General features: G+C 49.9%; 14 protein-coding genes. 5 read left to right on the forward strand and 9 right to left on the reverse strand.

Features of this window, described 5'->3' with window-relative positions; translation table 11 throughout:
• Positions 1–50: 50 nt before the first annotated feature.
• Positions 51–1,457, reverse strand: a complete 1,407-nt coding sequence (locus AC50Y5_RS31985; RefSeq protein WP_494865612.1) for an ABC transporter substrate-binding protein — start codon at positions 1,455–1,457, stop codon at positions 51–53.
• A 184-nt stretch (positions 1,458–1,641) separates the two neighbouring features.
• On the opposite strand from AC50Y5_RS31985, the gene AC50Y5_RS31990 reads away from it, so the two are divergent.
• The gene (locus AC50Y5_RS31990; protein ID WP_494865616.1) at positions 1,642–3,573 is read left to right on the forward strand and encodes a cache domain-containing sensor histidine kinase; all 1,932 of its coding nucleotides are present in this window, start codon (positions 1,642–1,644) and stop codon (positions 3,571–3,573) included.
• A 24-nt stretch (positions 3,574–3,597) separates the two neighbouring features.
• Positions 3,598–4,356, forward strand: a complete 759-nt coding sequence (locus tag AC50Y5_RS31995; RefSeq protein WP_056039992.1) for a response regulator transcription factor — start codon at positions 3,598–3,600, stop codon at positions 4,354–4,356.
• An 83-nt stretch (positions 4,357–4,439) separates the two neighbouring features.
• Here the strand turns inward: AC50Y5_RS31995 and AC50Y5_RS32000 are convergent, their stop codons facing one another.
• The 4 genes from AC50Y5_RS32000 to AC50Y5_RS32015 all read right to left on the reverse strand — a co-directional run bounded on the left by AC50Y5_RS32000 (position 4,440) and on the right by AC50Y5_RS32015 (position 9,368).
• Entirely contained in the window at positions 4,440–5,195 is a 756-nt protein-coding gene (locus AC50Y5_RS32000; protein ID WP_056039991.1) for a tRNA threonylcarbamoyladenosine dehydratase, read from the reverse strand.
• Positions 5,196–5,271: 76 nt separating this feature from the next.
• Positions 5,272–7,083: an aspartate--tRNA ligase gene (gene aspS, locus AC50Y5_RS32005; RefSeq protein WP_200931661.1), complete on the reverse strand. Its 1,812-nt coding sequence runs from the start codon at positions 7,081–7,083 to the stop codon at positions 5,272–5,274.
• Between the two features lie 84 nt (positions 7,084–7,167).
• A complete protein-coding gene (hisS, locus tag AC50Y5_RS32010) occupies positions 7,168–8,418 on the reverse strand; it encodes a histidine--tRNA ligase (protein WP_056039987.1) in 1,251 nt (416 codons plus the stop codon).
• 776 nt (positions 8,419–9,194) lie between these two features.
• Positions 9,195–9,368, reverse strand: coding sequence for a hypothetical protein (locus AC50Y5_RS32015; RefSeq protein ID WP_200931660.1), 174 nt, complete (start codon positions 9,366–9,368; stop codon positions 9,195–9,197).
• Positions 9,369–9,663: 295 nt separating this feature from the next.
• Here AC50Y5_RS32015 and AC50Y5_RS32020 point away from each other — a divergent pair, with 295 nt between their 5' ends.
• From AC50Y5_RS32020 to AC50Y5_RS32030, 3 genes are read left to right on the forward strand one after another with little or no spacing between them, the layout of a single operon-like run.
• Complete coding sequence (locus tag AC50Y5_RS32020; protein ID WP_494865624.1) at positions 9,664–10,218, forward strand: M57 family metalloprotease; 555 nt, start codon at positions 9,664–9,666, stop codon at positions 10,216–10,218.
• An 18-nt stretch (positions 10,219–10,236) separates the two neighbouring features.
• On the forward strand, positions 10,237–10,917 hold the full coding sequence (locus tag AC50Y5_RS32025) for a hypothetical protein (protein ID WP_494865626.1): 681 nt from the start codon (positions 10,237–10,239) through the stop codon (positions 10,915–10,917).
• Entirely contained in the window at positions 10,871–11,233 is a 363-nt protein-coding gene (locus AC50Y5_RS32030) for a hypothetical protein (RefSeq protein WP_494865628.1), read from the forward strand. The genes AC50Y5_RS32025 and AC50Y5_RS32030 overlap by 47 nt, the downstream gene beginning before the upstream one ends.
• Before the next feature lie 149 nt (positions 11,234–11,382).
• Here AC50Y5_RS32030 and dtd read toward each other — a convergent pair whose 3' ends face one another.
• The 4 genes from dtd to recJ all read right to left on the reverse strand — a co-directional run bounded on the left by dtd (position 11,383) and on the right by recJ (position 17,268).
• Positions 11,383–11,829, reverse strand: coding sequence for a D-aminoacyl-tRNA deacylase (gene dtd, locus AC50Y5_RS32035; protein ID WP_494865630.1), 447 nt, complete (start codon positions 11,827–11,829; stop codon positions 11,383–11,385).
• A gap of 414 nt (positions 11,830–12,243) precedes the next feature.
• A complete protein-coding gene (locus tag AC50Y5_RS32040) occupies positions 12,244–14,424 on the reverse strand; it encodes a RelA/SpoT family protein (protein WP_056040147.1) in 2,181 nt (726 codons plus the stop codon).
• Between the two features lie 242 nt (positions 14,425–14,666).
• Positions 14,667–15,179, reverse strand: coding sequence for an adenine phosphoribosyltransferase (locus AC50Y5_RS32045; protein WP_056040144.1), 513 nt, complete (start codon positions 15,177–15,179; stop codon positions 14,667–14,669).
• 55 nt (positions 15,180–15,234) lie between these two features.
• Positions 15,235–17,268 (reverse strand): single-stranded-DNA-specific exonuclease RecJ, encoded by a 2,034-nt coding sequence (gene recJ, locus AC50Y5_RS32050; RefSeq protein WP_494865632.1) that lies wholly within the window; start codon positions 17,266–17,268, stop codon positions 15,235–15,237.
• Positions 17,269–17,283 lie beyond the last annotated feature (15 nt).

Genomic DNA, 17,283 nt, shown 5'->3' on the forward strand with positions numbered 1-17,283 from the left:
CATTCATCCCCACTCACTCGTTTGTCGTCTATAGCGGTGGCAGCCGCCTCCTATTTAGCCCATGCCGGATCTTTCGCCACAACCGCCATATCGGCACGGCGCTTGTCGATGCTTTTCAGCACATCCTCCGGCTGTATCGCGTTGCCCAGCATCGCAACCAAATCTTTGCCCATATCCATCCACTGCGGGTTGACATAGTTCACGTAATCCTGAATATCCGTACCTTTTTTCGTATACGTCGCCATCAGCTTCTTCTGCTCTTCATTATATTTGTCTTTCAGCCCTGGGAAGTTCAAATTGGAAATCGTCGAATCATTGTCAAGCATGTACTGCAAGTTATCCGGCTGCGCCAAATATGCGAGGTACTGCTTCGCTTCTTCAATATGCTTCGAACCGGAATAAATAAATTTGCTTGGGCCGCCTGGATTAATGTAATAAATTTGATTGTCCGCGAGCGGAATGACAAAATAACCGAATTGATCCGCTTTGACAGTAGGGTCTGCCTTCTCGATATCGTTGACGATGCTTTGGGCCGCAAGGGTCATTGCATATTTGCCGCTCGCCATCTTCACAGCCGAATCCGCCCCTGTATCGGAAAAAGCGTTGTCGCCCATAAAACCAAGGTCATACATTTCCTTAAACTGTGTAAGAGCCAGCTTCATCGTCGGATCGTCCACAAACTTCTTCTTATTCGCATTCAAATCATCGTATAAGCCCGGCGTTACTTCATCGTAGCGCGGTCCCGGCTCGGCGAACCACAGGACATGATGCCAGCCATCGGCAATCGGCTCATACAGCGGTGTAATGCCGGCATCCAGCAGCTTCTGGGACAGCGCCTTGAACTCCTCGTACGTTTTTGGAATAGTGAGGCCATGCTCTTCAAAAATCTTTTTATTGTACGCAATAACGAAGCTGCTTCCTGTATCCCAAATCGTCTGGGCGTAAACTTTGCCGTTCAGCGTCAACTGCTCAATGCTGAGCGGGTCCTCGCGCTTCACCCATTCTTCCCCGCTCAAATCAACGGCATTTTTCTCGACGTTATAGTTGAGGCTGATTTCGCTTTTGCCGCTTTGCCCGCCAAACAGGTCGGTCGCCTCGCCAGCGTTCAGCTTTGTTTTGAGCACATTGAAATATTGATCGGAAGGAACAATTTGATAATCGATTCGAATGCCGGTCTCGGCTTCAAATTTTTTGGCGAGCTGCATTTCCGCATCCTTTATCCAGCCTTGGCTGGCCAAGTAGGTAAGCGTAATATTTTGCTTCGTCCCTCCCGTATTGCCTGTGCCGCTGTTCGCGCTGCCTTCCGGGGATGATGCATTTCCGCCAGAACCCGAATTGCCGCCCCCACAGCCCGCAACTATAATCGCAACCAAAGCAATAACCGTTAACAGCCACATCGATTTTTTCATCATATCGCTCCCCTTTAATGTTGAATGCTCAGCTGTATGCGTTTTCATTTCCTGCTTCCCCATTATAGATTTCCGATTTTTGATGTGCCATGGATAAAACAGGGGCGTTTTATGCACTTATTTTACCACTCGCCAAATAATTATGAAGCGCTTACAAAAAGTCTTTGACAAAATGCCCGCCTAGCAGCAAAATGAAAGCAACAACGGTGCGCGTGAACGGCTGGAGGTAGTGATGCTTACTAAATTCAAAACGATTCAAGCTGTTCTGTTCTCCACCTACTCTCTTATTATTTTCATCGTGTTTACCGTGCTAGTCGTATGGCTTTGCCTTTGGTCCTCTAATCTGCTCAAGCAAAATGCAACCGATTCGCTTGCCAGCATGGGCCGCTCGATGCAAGAGCATATCGATTCGGAAATTCAAAAAATGAATGATGTTTCGCTCAATGTCATGTACTCCAATTTGGTCAAAAATCATTTCAAGCGTTACACCTCAGAGCTGCCCGATCAAACACAGACGGGAGATGGTAGTGATACGGATACCGATAGGGAGAGCGATAAACAAAAGTTAGGCCTTTCCGGCGGCATGGGCAGCGGATCGTTTCCGAGCGTCTCTAAAAGCCAATCAGTTGAAAATGCCAAGGCGCTGGCTGAAATTTTGACTGCGGCTATTGGCCCTTCGCGCCCGGTGGAGCAGCTGTATTTGTATGATTTTAAAAACAAAATGTATGGCAATGGCTTTGACAATGGCGAACGCACCTACGATCCGGCGACCAAGCCTTGGTTTAAAGCGGTTGTAGCGATGCAAAATGGCAAAATCATTTCGCTGCCCGTACCCGATGAGGAAATGTCCCGTTATATTTCATCTAGCGACATGCAATATTCAGTCTCGCTGTTCCGCCAGTTTTATGACAATTACAATGATCCAACCGGCATTGTTGAAGTGAAGCAATATTACAATCGAATTTTCAGCAGCATCCTTGCTTTTACGGGGGAAAATCCTTACGGTGCGCAGGTACTCGTATACAATGACAATGGCGATATCATTTATCCCCTGCAGGCGGATAAGCAGCACTACGCGGCTTACACCAGCTTGACGGCAGGCAAAACCAATTCGCAGACGCAGGGCAAGGGCAGTTATTTGTCCTTCGTTAATCCCAATACGGGGGCAAAGGAGCTATTGTCGCTGCACCGCTCGGAGCTGACTGGCTGGAATACGCTCATTATCGTGTCCGAGAGCAAGCTGCTCGTCCCTGTATTCGCTTTCGCCAAGCAGACTGTCCTCGTCGCCTTTGTCATTTTGTTGTTTGCGATCATGCTTTCCTATGCGGCATCCAAACGGATTACGTATCCGATCTTGAAAATCCACCGTTCGATCCGCGGCATGCGGCTGGAGGATCTCGGAACCGGCAGAGTAGCCGCCCAGACGCTCGGCAGCGGGCTCAATGAACTGGACCAGCTGCATGTTTCCTTTGTGCGCATGAGCTCGCGGCTGAAGGAATCGATGGACGATTTGCTGCTTTCCCAGTCGCAGGAAATGCAGGCGAAGCTCGTTGCGCTGCAATCCCAGATGAACCCCCATTTCCTGTATAACACGCTCGCGACCATTCATGCGATGGCCGAAGAAAATATGAATGAGCAAATTGTTGCTATGACTGAAAACATGTCCGATTTTCTGCGCTATTTCTCCACAGATGCAGCCATTGTGAGCTTGCAGGATGAGCTGCTGCATACAGGCAAGTTTCTGGATATTAACCAAATTCGCTTCGGCCAGAAGCTTCACTATGAAATGGAGGTGGACGAGCGCATGCGGGAGCTGCGCATCCCTAAGCTGGTCGTGCAGCCGCTTGTTGAAAATGCGCTGAAGTTCGGGACGCAGCATGAGCCGCCATGGCAAATTCGCATTTCTGGCAAAATCGAAGGCGAGGATTGGCACCTGGAGGTGGCAGATAACGGCCCTGGCTTTTCGGAAGAAAGCTTGGCGCATTTATTTGCGCGTATTCGCGAGGTTGATGAGACGCATGTCGTGCCCGTGCTCAAGCTGGGCGGCATGGGGCTGCTGAACATTTATATTCGAATGAAGCTCACATATGGAGATGCAGCTGTATTTCAGATTCACAATCGCCCCGAAGGCGGGGCGGCTATTAGAATCGGCGGCAAACTATAGCTAGGCAAAGGGAGGCATTCGCTTATGGCTCAAGCAAACGTCATTAAAGTCGTTGTTGCCGAAGACGAGGATATCATCCGAGGTACGCTGGTGCGCAAGCTCGAAGGTCTGGATGAGGCTATTCAAATTGTCGGCTCCGCCCAAGATGGCAAAGAGGCGCTCGAGCTTGTGAACCGGGAGCAGCCGGATTTGCTCATTACCGACATTCGGATGCCTGTCATGGATGGCATTGAGCTCATTCAGTCTATCCACTGCTATTATCCGCGCATGCGCAAAATCATTACGAGCGGCTTCGCTGATTTTGAATACGCACGGCAAGCGATTCAGTACAATGTCATTGAATATTTGCTGAAGCCGATTGCGACCACTGAGCTTTCGCGGGTATACAATCGCGTAAAGACGCTAATTGAGGCGGAACGGACTGATTTTAAAACCCAGATGAAAAGCCTTCAGCCAAGCGGAGCGGATACGGAGGAATTGGTGCAAATGGTGCAAAGCTTTATGCGCGAGCATTATAGCGAGGATCTCAGCCTGGAGCAAATTGCCCGCAGCTTCAATTTTACGGCGTCCTACTTGAGCAAAATTTTTATTAAGCATACGGAGGAGCCCCCTTCCCGCTACTTGATGTCGCTGCGCATCAACGAAGCGAAATATTTGCTTCGCAATCACTCCCATCTCTCCGTCAAGGAGGTCGGTGAACAGGTCGGCTATAGCGACCAATTTTATTTCAGCCGCATCTTCAAGCAGATGACGGGCTTTACACCGAAGGAGTTTCAGAAATAAGGATCCAAACAAAAAAACCAGAGCCAATAATATGCCTAGGCATATCCGCTCTGGTTTTTTTTTGGGCTGTAAGCCGCGACTATTTATACGGTAATATCTGCCTTCGCCAGCAGATCCTGCACGACGACGCTGACCATGATCAGCCCCGCTACAGGAGGAACAAAGGCGTTGCTCGCTGGCGGCTGCTGGGCTTTGCGAATTTCCGGCGCGTTCTCGGGCACGATGCGCTGCGTCACATCTTGTCGCGGCTTCTTCGGCGTCTCCGAGGAAAATACGACCTTCACGCCTTTATTAATGCCTTCCTTGCGCAGCTTCTGGCGCACAACGCGGGCAATCGGATCGGTGTGGGTTTTGGAAATATCGACAACTTCAAATTTCGTCGGGTCCATTTTGTTAGCGGCGCCCATGCTCGAAATAATCGGGATTTTGCGCTCCAGGCACTGCTTAATCAAATGGATTTTGTACGAAATGGTATCGGAAGCGTCAATGACATAATCAATCGGGTATTCAAAAAATTTCTCATACGTCTCTTCTGTATAAAACATGCGGAGAGATACCGCGTCGCATTCCGGGTTAATGAGCTTAATGCGGTCGCGCATCAAGTCGGCCTTCGGCTCGCCAACGGTCGTCGTAAGCGCATGAATTTGGCGATTGACGTTCGTAATATCGACAACATCTTTATCGACCAAAATAATACGGCCAATGCCTGTACGGGCCAGCGCCTCTGCAGCAATGCCGCCGACGCCGCCGATGCCGAGCACCGCTACCGTACTTCCTTTCATCAGCTCAAGGCCTTCCGGCCCAATTGCCAGCTCCGTGCGTGAAAATTGGTGCAGCATCTAAAATCGCCGTCCCTTCCGTTATCTATTCCAAGCAACTACATAGGAAGGCGGGCTGTTTCGTCCGCCCGCTCCATTAAGCTTGAGGTGCTTCTGGTGCTGCTCCTGCTGGGGCAGGCTGTTTCGCAGGCTTAGGCACTGTACGGATATGAAGCTGCTCCAATTGGGACAGCTCAACTTCGGACGGCGCATTGCACAGCAGATCGGTTGCGTTCGCTGTTTTCGGGAATGCAATCGTTTCACGCAGGTTTGTGCGGCCAGCCAGCAGCATGATGAGACGGTCGAAGCCGAACGCGATTCCGCCATGCGGAGGCGTACCGTATTCGAAAGCATCCAGCAGGTATCCGAAGTTCTCTTGCGCTGTTTCTAGAGATAAGCCGAGTGCAGCAAACATTTTCTCCTGTACTTCACGCTTGTAAATACGCATCGAGCCGCCGCCTACTTCATAGCCGTTCAAGACGATATCATAAGCTTGAGCGCGGATTTTGCCTGGATCTGTATCAAACAGGTGCAGGTCATCCTCGTGCGGACGTGTGAACGGATGATGCTCGGCTACATAACGCTGTGCATCCTCATCCCAGCCAAGCAGCGGGAAGTCTACGACCCATACGAATTTAAATTTAGTGTCGTCGATCAGACCAAGCTCGCGGCCCACTTTCAGGCGCAGGTTGCCCATGACATCAACAACGACTTTTTTCTTGTCAGCAGAAAATGTGAGCAAGTCGCCATCTTCTACTTGCAAACGCTCAGTCAGCGCCGCGATTTCCTCTGGTTTGAGGAACTTCACGATTGGACCGCGCCATTCGCCATCCTTCACCGTAATCCAAGCCAAGCCTTTACCGCCATAACGAGCAGCGAACGGCTGCAAATCGTCAAGCTCTTTACGGCTCCAGCCGCCACAGCCTTTGGCATTGAACGCCTTCACGACGCCGCCGGATGCTGCTACGCTTGCGAATACCTTCACTTCGCTTGTCGCGACAATATCGGTAATATCTTGAATTTCCATGCCGAAGCGCAGGTCAGGCTTATCGGAGCCATATTTGTTGATGGCATCTTCATACGTAATGCGCTGGAACGGAAGCGCAAGCTCCACGCCTACCGTCTCGCGGAACAATCTTGCAGCAAGCTGCTCCATCATGCCCAGCAATTGATCCTGCGACAGGAAGGACGTTTCGATATCGACTTGTGTGAACTCAGGCTGACGGTCTGCGCGAAGATCCTCATCGCGGAAGCAGCGAGCGATTTGATAATAGCGCTCAATGCCGCCGACCATTAGCAATTGCTTGAAAATTTGCGGCGATTGCGGCAGGGCAAAAAATTCGCCTTCATGCACGCGGCTCGGCACCAAATAATCGCGCGCGCCTTCTGGTGAGCTCTTAGTCAAAATTGGCGTTTCAACGTCAATAAAGCCTTCTCCATCAAGGAAGTCGCGGAAAATTTTCGCTGCTTTCGAACGGAGCAGCAATGTTTTTTGCATTTCCGGACGACGCAGGTCGAGGTAACGGTATTTCAAACGCAGCGACTCGTCAACTTCGACGCCGTCTTCGATTGGGAATGGCGGTGTTTTTGCCGCGTTCATAATTTCGATTTTTTCAACGCGCACTTCGATTTCGCCTGTTTCCAGGTTCGCGTTAACGGTTTCTGGATCACGCTCAACGACTGTTCCTTGAACAGCAAGCACGAACTCGTTGCGGGCACGGTCAGCAATCGCCAGCGCATCGCCGGAAAAATCAGGGTTAAATACTGTTTGAACGATACCTGTACGGTCGCGAAGATCAATAAACAATACGCCACCTAGGTCACGACGACGCTGTACCCAGCCGTTCAAAATGACCGTTTGTCCAATATCGCTTTTTGTTAATTTTCCACATGGATGTGTTTTCAACATAATGGTTATGCTCCTTTTATTTAAAAGATTTAGTGAACGAAGGAGCTGCGAGGAAATTAGCGGTCCTTTATTTCGTCGCAGTCTCTAAGCTTGAATCGCTGCTGCCAGCTCGCTGATGGCTACGGTGCGCTGCTCGCCGCTTTCCATATTTTTCAGCGCAATTTCGCCGCGCTCCAGCTCGTCATCGCCAAGAATGGCAGTAAAACGTGCTTTGAAGCGGTCCGCAGACTTCATCTGTGCCTTCATCTTGCGGTCCGTGTAGTCACGGTCAGCACGCAAGCCTGCTGCACGCAGCTCGTGTACGATCTTCGTCGCCTCACGCTCTGCTGCCTCGCCAAGGCTGATGACGTAAACGTCGACCTGGCTCGCTTCCTTAATGCCTTCCGTCTTCTGATGCTCAAGCAGCAAAATCGTCCGCTCCAGGCCAAGGCCAAGCCCAACGCCCGGCTGATCCGGTCCGCCAATTTCAGCAACGAGCCCATTGTAGCGCCCGCCGCCGCCAATCGTATCGATGGCACCGATGCCCTCCGCTTTATATTCAAAGGCGGTGTGCGTGTAATAATCCAGTCCGCGCACCAGCTTCGAATTGACTTCGAACGGAATATTCATAGCCGTCAAATACGCTTTAACCTTTTCAAAATGCGTTGTGCATTCTTCATCCAGACTGTCCAAAATCGACGGAGCGCCTTCAAAATGCTTCTGGTCGACTTTGCAGTCCAGCACACGCAGCGGGTTGCGGTCCATCCGCGACTGGCAATCTTTGCACAGCAGCTCGCGCTTCGGTTCAAGGAAAGCAAGCAGCCGCTCGCGGAAGGCAAGCCTTACTTCCGGCGTTCCGACGGAATTGATTTCGACGCGCACCCCTTTAAGGCCAACCTCGGTATAAAACGTATAGCCCAAAGCGATAACCTCAGCATCAAGTGCCGGATTAACCGAGCCCATCGCCTCTACGCCGAATTGGTGAAACTGGCGGTAACGCCCGGCTTGCTGGCGCTCATAGCGGAACATAGGGCCGATGTAATACAGCTTCGTCAGATCAGGCTCGCCATACAGTTTATTTTCAACGAAGGCCCGAACGACCCCAGCTGTGCCCTCTGGACGAAGCGTCACGCTGCGATTGCCGCGATCCGTGAACGTATACATCTCTTTCTCCACGACGTCCGTCGTTTCGCCTACGCCGCGCTGGAACAGCTCGGTCGCTTCGAAGATCGGCGTGCGAATTTCGCGAAAATTAAAGCGGCGGCAAATTTCGCGTGCCTTCTGCTCTACGAACTGCCAGCTGTCGATTGAGCTTGGCAGCATATCCTGCGTGCCTGGTAATTTTTGAAATGCCATGTCATTTTCCTCCTAACCTGCTGCTAAAAAACGATGAGAACAAGCAAAATGGTGCGCGCCGTGCAATGACGGCAGGGTTCATTTTGCGGTGAAATATAAGCCAGTGGTAAGTATGAAACTTATAACGTCTTATATTTAAAGCAAAAAACTCCCGCCCCTGAACAGCAAATATTGCTGTCAGGGACGAGAGTATAGCTCCCGTGGTACCACCCACATTCCGAGGCAGCTGCCAGAAGGCAGAAGCTCGCTTGAAGACGGTTAACGCCCGTCACCCGCAGTACGGCTACTGAAACAATCGCTTGCCTAGAGCTTAAGCCCCAGCAGGCTAACGTTCACCGTCTGTTCTCCGGAAAGTCTGTTCATCCCGCCATTATAAGAATGCTTGCAGCCTAAGGCATTCCTCTCTGCATATATGCACATGGATTACTTTGTTCCATCATGAAATCATTATAGTGAATGGTGCTGATGCTTCATTTTACTTGGGCGGGGTGAGAAAGTCAAGATGCGATTCAGCTCTAATCAGCCCGATTGTATAGAAACAGCGGCAAGACCGCCAGAAGGCAGAAAAAAACCTGCAATCACATTGCAGGTCCAAAAGTAAATTATATTTTAAAAAAGGGGGTCGAGGTCTATTATAGGCTTGCGATGTTAAAATAGCGTTATCGTTTGATTACAGTAACATTACAGTTTAGAAAGCGTTTTATTTCCGGCTATTTCGACCTTATTCCCGCTTTTCCGTCAGCATATGCGAGCCGCTGTTTCCACGCTGCGCTTTATTACGTGTCCTTTAAGTCGCTTCGCTTGCCAGCAGCAGACGGAAATCCTGCCCATTCCTCTGCCGCTTCCATGTCTTCCTCCAGCTGTGACAGCCTTATCGCTTCATGCCGATCGGCATGGAGCAGCTTGCGGCTAATCCGCTCCAGCCCTTGCTCCTTGCGGGATTGATGCATGTGTTCATTCGCCTCCGGTACAAAATAAACAGGCCTCCGGCCGCGGCCAATCGCTGCCGAATGCGCTAAGCGCGCCCATTCTCTCCCCTATTGTATCCAGAAGGCATCTGACCTAATCTTCATCTTGACGCTATTGCTTGCTCTCCAATCGAGCGAAAATAAGCATTAAACCTTTCCCCTCTCATTTTTTTGAAAATACATCCATAAATTGAAACATATCCTGTTTTTCAATCGTCATTATGCTACGAGCTTGAGTGATTTGCAGCAAAAAATCAAAAAAAGGGAGAAATTAAATATGCGAAAAAAATCGTTATTAACCGCCATACCCTTCATGCTACTGGCTCTTCTTTTTACGTCATCTGCGTTCGCTTATACGTTTACCGGGCACAAATGGCCCAAATCCGCCAATAATCCTTACAACGTTTATGTGAAATACGCAACTACAAATACAGCTTATAAAGCTGCGTTTGATTCAGCAGTTGCTGATTGGAATAGTGCCCAAAGCAAAATTAAATTTAATCTTTCGGCGCTCAATACTTCAACCTTAAGCAAGGTTGGCACCCAAAATGTCGATGATCCTTCGATGTTTGGCGTATGCATCACTTATGTGAGTCCGGGTACAACTTCAACTAGTTACTTTACCGCCGATATCAATATAGGAAATCCGGCTGTAGCCAATCAATCCAATACGAGAAGAAGCGCTGCAGGACATGAATTAGGCCATGCGCTCGGTCTCGGTCATACGCCACTCCTTGTAAAGGCTATTATGAACTCAAGCAGAGATCGCGAGACCATCTACACACCTCAAACCGATGATAAAAACGGCCTAAACGCGCTTTACCCACTATAAATTAAGGGAGGGTTTAAAATGACCGTAAAATTCAATTTCAGGATGCTCCTAATTGCAGGGCTATGCTTAGCACTTGTGGCTGGGGTGCTGCTATTTACAGCGAAGGAGAAGTATTCGCCCGGCACGTTTCATGTAAATTATTCTCCCGATTATGCCGTAAGCGGGGATGTTGCAGGGTTAGTTCATAATTCCGATTACGTGGTATTCGGCCACTACGAGAAGTTTATAGAAACTTGGGACATGGGGGAAAATCATCTTAGCGAAGTATATTCGTTTGTAGTGGATGAATCGTTGCTGGGCGATGCCAAGGGCACGATTAATGTCTCCATTCCGCATACCGTCTTGTTAAAACATACGTTAAACGATGTGGACTATGAAGCCACTCTCAATTTGCCCAACTACAGCAAACCTGATTTTGATAAAACGTATGTGCTGTTTTTGAAAAAAGCACAGACGAAAGATGTATTCGGCCCGTCTTCCGTACCTTTTCAAGTAGAAGTGGATTCTGCTGGCAACGTTGCATTGAAAGTGAATACAGAAAACAAAGAACTGGCTTTAACGACTAAACAGAGTGGCACAATTCATTTTCAGACTGAGCAGATCGAACTAGCCCATATCGATAAAATAACCGGTTTAACTAAAGAAGGATTATTTGCAGAAATTAAAGCACAAGTCGTCGCGAAGGCTGGAAGCAAGTAGAAGTTGTGGAGAATATGACAAAAGAGAAAATTTTCGAAATCGTGAGTTCATGAAAAACCAGGGTATTGAGAAGCTAATCCGTACTGTAAGCGAAATCGTTGGACTAACAGAGCAGGAGAGAATTATGCCCATCATTATTCAAATGTTTGCGGCAATTTTCTTCCCGACCGTTATAAAAAGCAATGCCAATTCAGTAGTCATCATGAGCAAAATGACCTTTACATGGCTTGCCGACAAAGCATCTCCTTACCCTTTCGATAATGAGGAAATGAAAAAATTCAATGTTGAAGAAAAGCTTGCCCGTTTTAAAAAATAAACCAGCAATTGCCCTTTTCATAGCTAATTTGAAGGACGTAAAAAGGCAGCCGAATATGTTGGCTGCCTTTTTTTTGTCTAGAAACTGACTGGATAAGTTTCTTATATGTACGCCATACCAAGTGAAATTCGGCTGGCGGTTCTGTGGATCTATTCCTTGCTGTCCAAAATCAAGGTAACAGGACCCCAATTGACGAGCGACACGTCCATCATAGCGCCAAAACGCCCCGTCTCCACTTGCAGCCCGTGCTGCTGGCGAAGATAGGCATTAAACTGCTCGTAGAGCGGCTCCGCTTGCTCTGGGCGGGCAGCAGCCATAAAGTTCGGTCTCCGGCCTTTGCGGCTGTCTCCATACAGCGTAAACTGCGATACCGACAAAATAGCGCCACCCTTATCGACGATGGATAAATTCATCTTTCCGGCCTCATCCTCAAAAATGCGCAGGCCCGCGATTTTATCGGCCATCCATTTGATGTCTGCTTCCGTATCTTCATGGGTAATCCCAACGAGCAGCACATATCCGAAGTTGATTGCTCCTGTTACTTCCCCTTCGACGGTCACGCTCGCCTGCTTGCTTCTCTGAATAACAACCTTCATGCTTTCCATCCTCTCTCTAAAAAAGAAGAAGGCGGCAAAATACGCCGCCATCTCTATGCTAATGCTTCCGACTATGCTATTGCTTCCCACTTAGTTTAAGAAGCGAGCGTAATAAATGTTTTACCGTTTAACTGCCCTATTAAGATTTAATCAGGGCAGGGGGTTCATGACTTTGTAAGTTTAGCTTGTTGCCTACTGGCAATAGCTAAACTTGCTTTTAAAACCTTTTCGGGGAAAAGGAGGGGGAGAGTGGAGTGAAAGGTTTGGGATTGAGGAGCGGAGCGTTCGCTTTTGCTCCTGAATTTCTACCGTGCAACGGTAAATTCGATGAAATTCAGGAGCAATGGCGACCGAAACCCAAACCTTTCACGCAGCGTCCCCCCGCCCTTCCCCACCAAGGCTTTTACAGCAAACTCAGTTATTCATAATCCTTTGGACGGAATAAATATCCTGTACCCGTTTAATCTTCTCCACCACAGAAGAGAGATGCTCAACGTTCTTAATCAGCACGGTCATATGAATCATGACCATTTTATTTTTCACGGAACGGCCAGTCACTGCAGAAATATTCGTTTTACTGCCGGATACGACCTGTAGCACTTCATTGAGCAGACCATTGCGGTCATGGCCGGTAATTTCAATATCGACGCTGTAATTGGCCTCGACCGATTCTTCCCACTCCACCTCTATGACGCGATCAGCTTCCTCACCGTCCATGCCGAACGGAATGTTCTGGCAATCCATTCGATGCACCGAGACGCCGCGGCCACGCGTAATGTAGCCAATGATAGCATCGCCTGGCACCGGATTGCAGCAGCGGGCGAAGCGAACGAGCAAATTGTCGATGCCTCGTACCGTTACGCCATGGTGTTGGCGATTTTTACGGCTGCCTCCCGATTTCGCATCTTTATCCGTACCGAGCTCAATCGTATTGTTTTTCTCGGCTTCCTTGCGCAGCTTCTCCGTTAGACGGGTACAAATCTGCGCAGCGGTCACGCCGCCAAAGTTAACGCCGGACAGCATATCCTCCACATCGTTAAAGGAGAACTTCGACGCAACCTCCTGCAGCTTGTCCTCGGTCAGCCAAGCCGAAGGCTCCAGACCAAGGCGCTTGAGCTCACGCTCGACAGCCTCGCGGCCCTTCGCCACATTTTCCTCGCGCTGCTCCTTCTTGAACCACTGCCTGATTTTGCTGCGGGCATGCGATGATTGTGCAATTTTCACCCAATCCTGGCTCGGTCCGTATGAATGCTTAGAGGTGAGAATTTCAATAATATCACCGGTTTTGAGCTTATGGTCAAGCGGCACAATACGGCCGTTCACCTTGGCGCCAATCGTGCGATTGCCAACCTCCGTGTGAATGCGATAAGCAAAATCCAGCGGCACAGAGCCGGCTGGCAGCTCAATGACTTCACCGCTCGGCGTAAATACAAAGACGAGATCCGAGAAGAAATCCATTTTCAGCGATTCCATAAACTCGGATGCGTCGCGTGCGTCATTTTGCAGCTCCAATATTTCGCGGAACCAAGACATTTTATCTTCAAAATTGCGGTTTGGAACAACTGTGCCTTCCTTGTACGCCCAATGCGCCGCAATCCCGTATTCTGATGTACGATGCATATCCCATGTCCGAATTTGCACTTCGGTCGGCTCGCCATTGGGCCCTACAACCGTCGTATGCAGCGACTGGTACATATTCGCCTTCGGCATCGCGATATAATCCTTGAACCGTCCCGGCATCGGCTTCCACAGCGTGTGGATAATGCCGAGCGTCGCATAACAATCCTTAATGTTCTCAACGATGATACGAATCGCCATCAGATCATAAATTTCATTAAACTGCTTGTTGCGGTCGGTCATCTTTTTGTAAATGCTGTACAAATGCTTCGGGCGCCCGGAAATATCGCCTTCAATGCCCATCTCGCCAAGCTTCTCTTCAATGCGGTCAATGACATCGGCAATAAACTGCTCGCGCTCCGCCCGTTTTTTCTTCATCAAGTTGGCGATGCGATAATATTGCTGCGGATTCAAATACCGAAGCGCAATATCCTCCATCTCCCACTTAATCGCGGAAATACCGAGCCGATGCGCAATGGGGCAAAAAATTTCCAGCGTCTCATACGCGATGCGCCGCTGCGCCTCCTCCGACTGGAATTTCAGCGTCCGCATATTATGCAGGCGATCGGCGAGCTTAATCAAAATAACGCGGATATCCTGCGCCATCGCCACAAACATTTTCCGATAATTTTCGTTTTGCTGTTCTTCCTTGGAACGAAAACGGATTTTCTCCAGCTTCGTCAGTCCGTCAACCAGCATTGCGCAGGTTTCGCCGAATTTCGCCCGTACCGTCTCCAAATCGACTGTCGTATCTTCAACCACATCATGCAGCAAAGCTGTAATAATGGACAGCACATCCATCTGCATATCCACCAATATATCTGCTACAGCAATCGGATGTAAAATGTAAGGTTCGCCTGATTTCCGCACTTGTCCATGATGAGCCTGATCTGCAAAATGATAGGCTTCCCTTATGCGTAATAAGTCCTGTTCCTTCATATAGGCCGATGCCTTTTCAATTAACTGCTCTATGCCCATGAACATCCCTTTCCGAAATGAGCCCTGCTTCGGCTCCCCTTCGCGCATTTTCCGAGTTTTCTAATATTATGCCTGTAAGCATAGCATGACGTCAACTATGCTGTCGATTGAAGTGTCGATTTAAGTCATGGAAATATTAATATTGTATCCGGTAAAATGGGACTTTATAGGGCGAAAGCCAACCAGCAGCAGCTGGTTGGCTTAAACGTTCAAACGATTTTATTTCATCCTTCAAATAATGGCTAGTAAGTAATGAGAGAAACGACGTCCATATCGCCAAGCTTCTCGCGGCCTGTCAAATAAGACAATTCGATAAGAAAGGCCGAACCAACAATTTCCCCGCCAAGCTGGCGAATTAAATTAATGGAAGTTGCGATTGTGCCGCCTGTTGCAAGCAGATCATCGGCAATCAGTACGCGCTGCCCCGGCTGAATGGCGTCCTTGTGCATAGCGAGCACATCTTTGCCATACTCCAGGTCATAGCTTGCTTCAATCGTTTCGCCTGGCAGCTTGCCGCTTTTGCGAATAGGCGCAAAGCCTACGCCGAGTGCAAGGGCAAGCGGAGCGCCAATAACGAAGCCGCGCGCTTCTGGTCCTGCAACGACATCGATTTTCAAATGCTCAACCGCTTTGCGCATTTCTTCAATGGCAGCTCGGTAAGCCGGGCCATCCTTCAGCAAAGTAGTAATGTCCTTGAAGCGAATGCCTGGCTGTGGGAAATCGGGAATGACCCGAATGTAATCTTTAAAATTAATTTGTGACTCGCTCATTAATTATTCGTCCCTTCTGTCTGTCGCCATTCTGGTGTTGTCAAACCAATATTGTAGCTGCAACCAATGGAGATTGCAATTGTTCTGCTTTACTTTTTGCCTCCTGATAGGCAGTGGCTGTACTTAACTCCCGCTTCTCCGGCGCTTCTACAACGATCGCCAAACCATCCTCGATGCGGATAAACGAAAGCTCGGTAAATACGCGCAGCATAACCTCGGTCATTTCCTGCGGCCAGCCGCTCATCTCCGCCAGGCGCTTCGCAAGCCCTTCAAGCGGTGCCTGCTTCATTCTACGCAGCAGTTGATACACTTGACCGAAATGCTCACGCTCAGGAAACTTTGCATACGCGCCGCCGCTGAACAGGTCATGAATATGCAGCTGCGGCTTGCGCTGGCCGTTCCATTCATTGATGGACAGCTCGCCTACCAAGTCGACAGGGCTGCTCGCCAGCAGCCGGTCGGCAATAGCTCCCATGCTGAAGCCTACCGCTTCCAGTACAGCTTGCCCGCTTTTCACGGTCAGCTTAAGATGCTTCGCTTCCTTGCCCATCGTTCGCTTGTCTGCAAGAGCTGCTCCCTGAAAGAGCAGGCGCGGCGACGGATTGCCCGCACCAAACGGCTCCAGCTGCGCTAGCTCATTAATCGTTTGCAAATTAGCTTCTTCAACCTTGCACTGCAGATCGATGCCCGTTTTTGGAATCCAATCCTGCTCGCTGAGCCATTCCAAAGCAAGCTCGCCAAGCTTACGTTCAAATTCAGCCAGCTGGTCACGATGCAGGCTCATGCCTGCCGCCGCTTGGTGGCCGCCGTAATGGTCCAACAGCTCATCGCAGGCGGTAAGTGCTGCATGCAGGTCGTAGCCGTCAATGGAGCGCGCAGAGCCCTTGCACATGCCGCTCTCCCCATCAATACCGAGAATAATTACAGGCTTGTAATGGCGCTCCAGCAGCTTGGAAGCCACAATGCCGATAACGCCAACATTCCAGACTTCTCCCGCCAGTACAATAACCGCCGGTTCCGCCTCGCCCGCATCCGCAGCCTGCGCTCGCTTCTGCGCCCACTGCTCCTCCGCTTCCTTGACGATGCCTTCCACGATGCGCTGCCGCTCGCGGTTGAGCATATCGAGCGAAGTTGCTGCCAATATAGCCTCGTCGTAGTTGTCGCTTATGAGCAGCTCTACAGCGCGCCGCGCATGATCGAGCCTGCCAGCCGCATTAATGCGCGGTGCCATGCCGAAAGCAACTGTCGTGGAAGTAACTGACGGCAGCTCGATGCCCGTCGACTCAGCCAGCGCTAGAAATCCGGTATTCGTCGTCTGGCGAAGCCGTTCCAGCCCGCTTTTGACTAAAATCCGATTTTCGCCAGTTAAAGGCATTAAATCCGCAATCGTTCCGAGACAGACAATGTCTGTCAGCTCCATAGGCGGGCGTTCCAGCAGCGCTTGCGCCAGCTTGAATGCGACACCAACGCCTGCCAGCCCTTCAAAAGGATACGTGCAATCATGCCGCTTCGGATTAACTACGGCGCAGGCATCCGGAATACGTGCTGGAGGTTCGTGATGGTCGGTGACAACGACATCAAGCCCAAGCTCCTTGGCGTAGGCAATTTCATCATAGGCGCTGATGCCGGTGTCAACCGTTACGATTAAGCGGATACCCTCGGCGGCCGCCTTTTCCAGCGCCGCCTTGTTTAATCCATAACCTTCTAGAGCACGATGAGGAATATAATAATCAAAATGAAGGCCAAGCTCGCGAAACACATGTACGAGCAGCGAGGTGCTGGATACGCCGTCGGCATCATAATCGCCATAAATACGTATCTTTTCGCCAGCTGAGGCCGCCTCCCGAATACGGGCGACAGCCTCCCTCATATCTTTCAGCAAATACGGGTCATGCAAATGCTCAGAGCCGCCTCTTAAAAACTGCTCCGCCTGTGCGATCTCCTTGTAGCCGCGCTGCACCAAAAGCTTGGCGGCAAGCGGCGACAAGCTAAGAGCTGTCGAAAGCTCTTTCGCCGCCGCGTCTGCCTGCTCGTCCCAAGGTGCAAGATTCCAACGTGTTTTTGCTTGAATCACGCCGACTTCAACTCC

It is taken from the genome of Paenibacillus sp. JT22N7 (assembly GCF_059383875.1).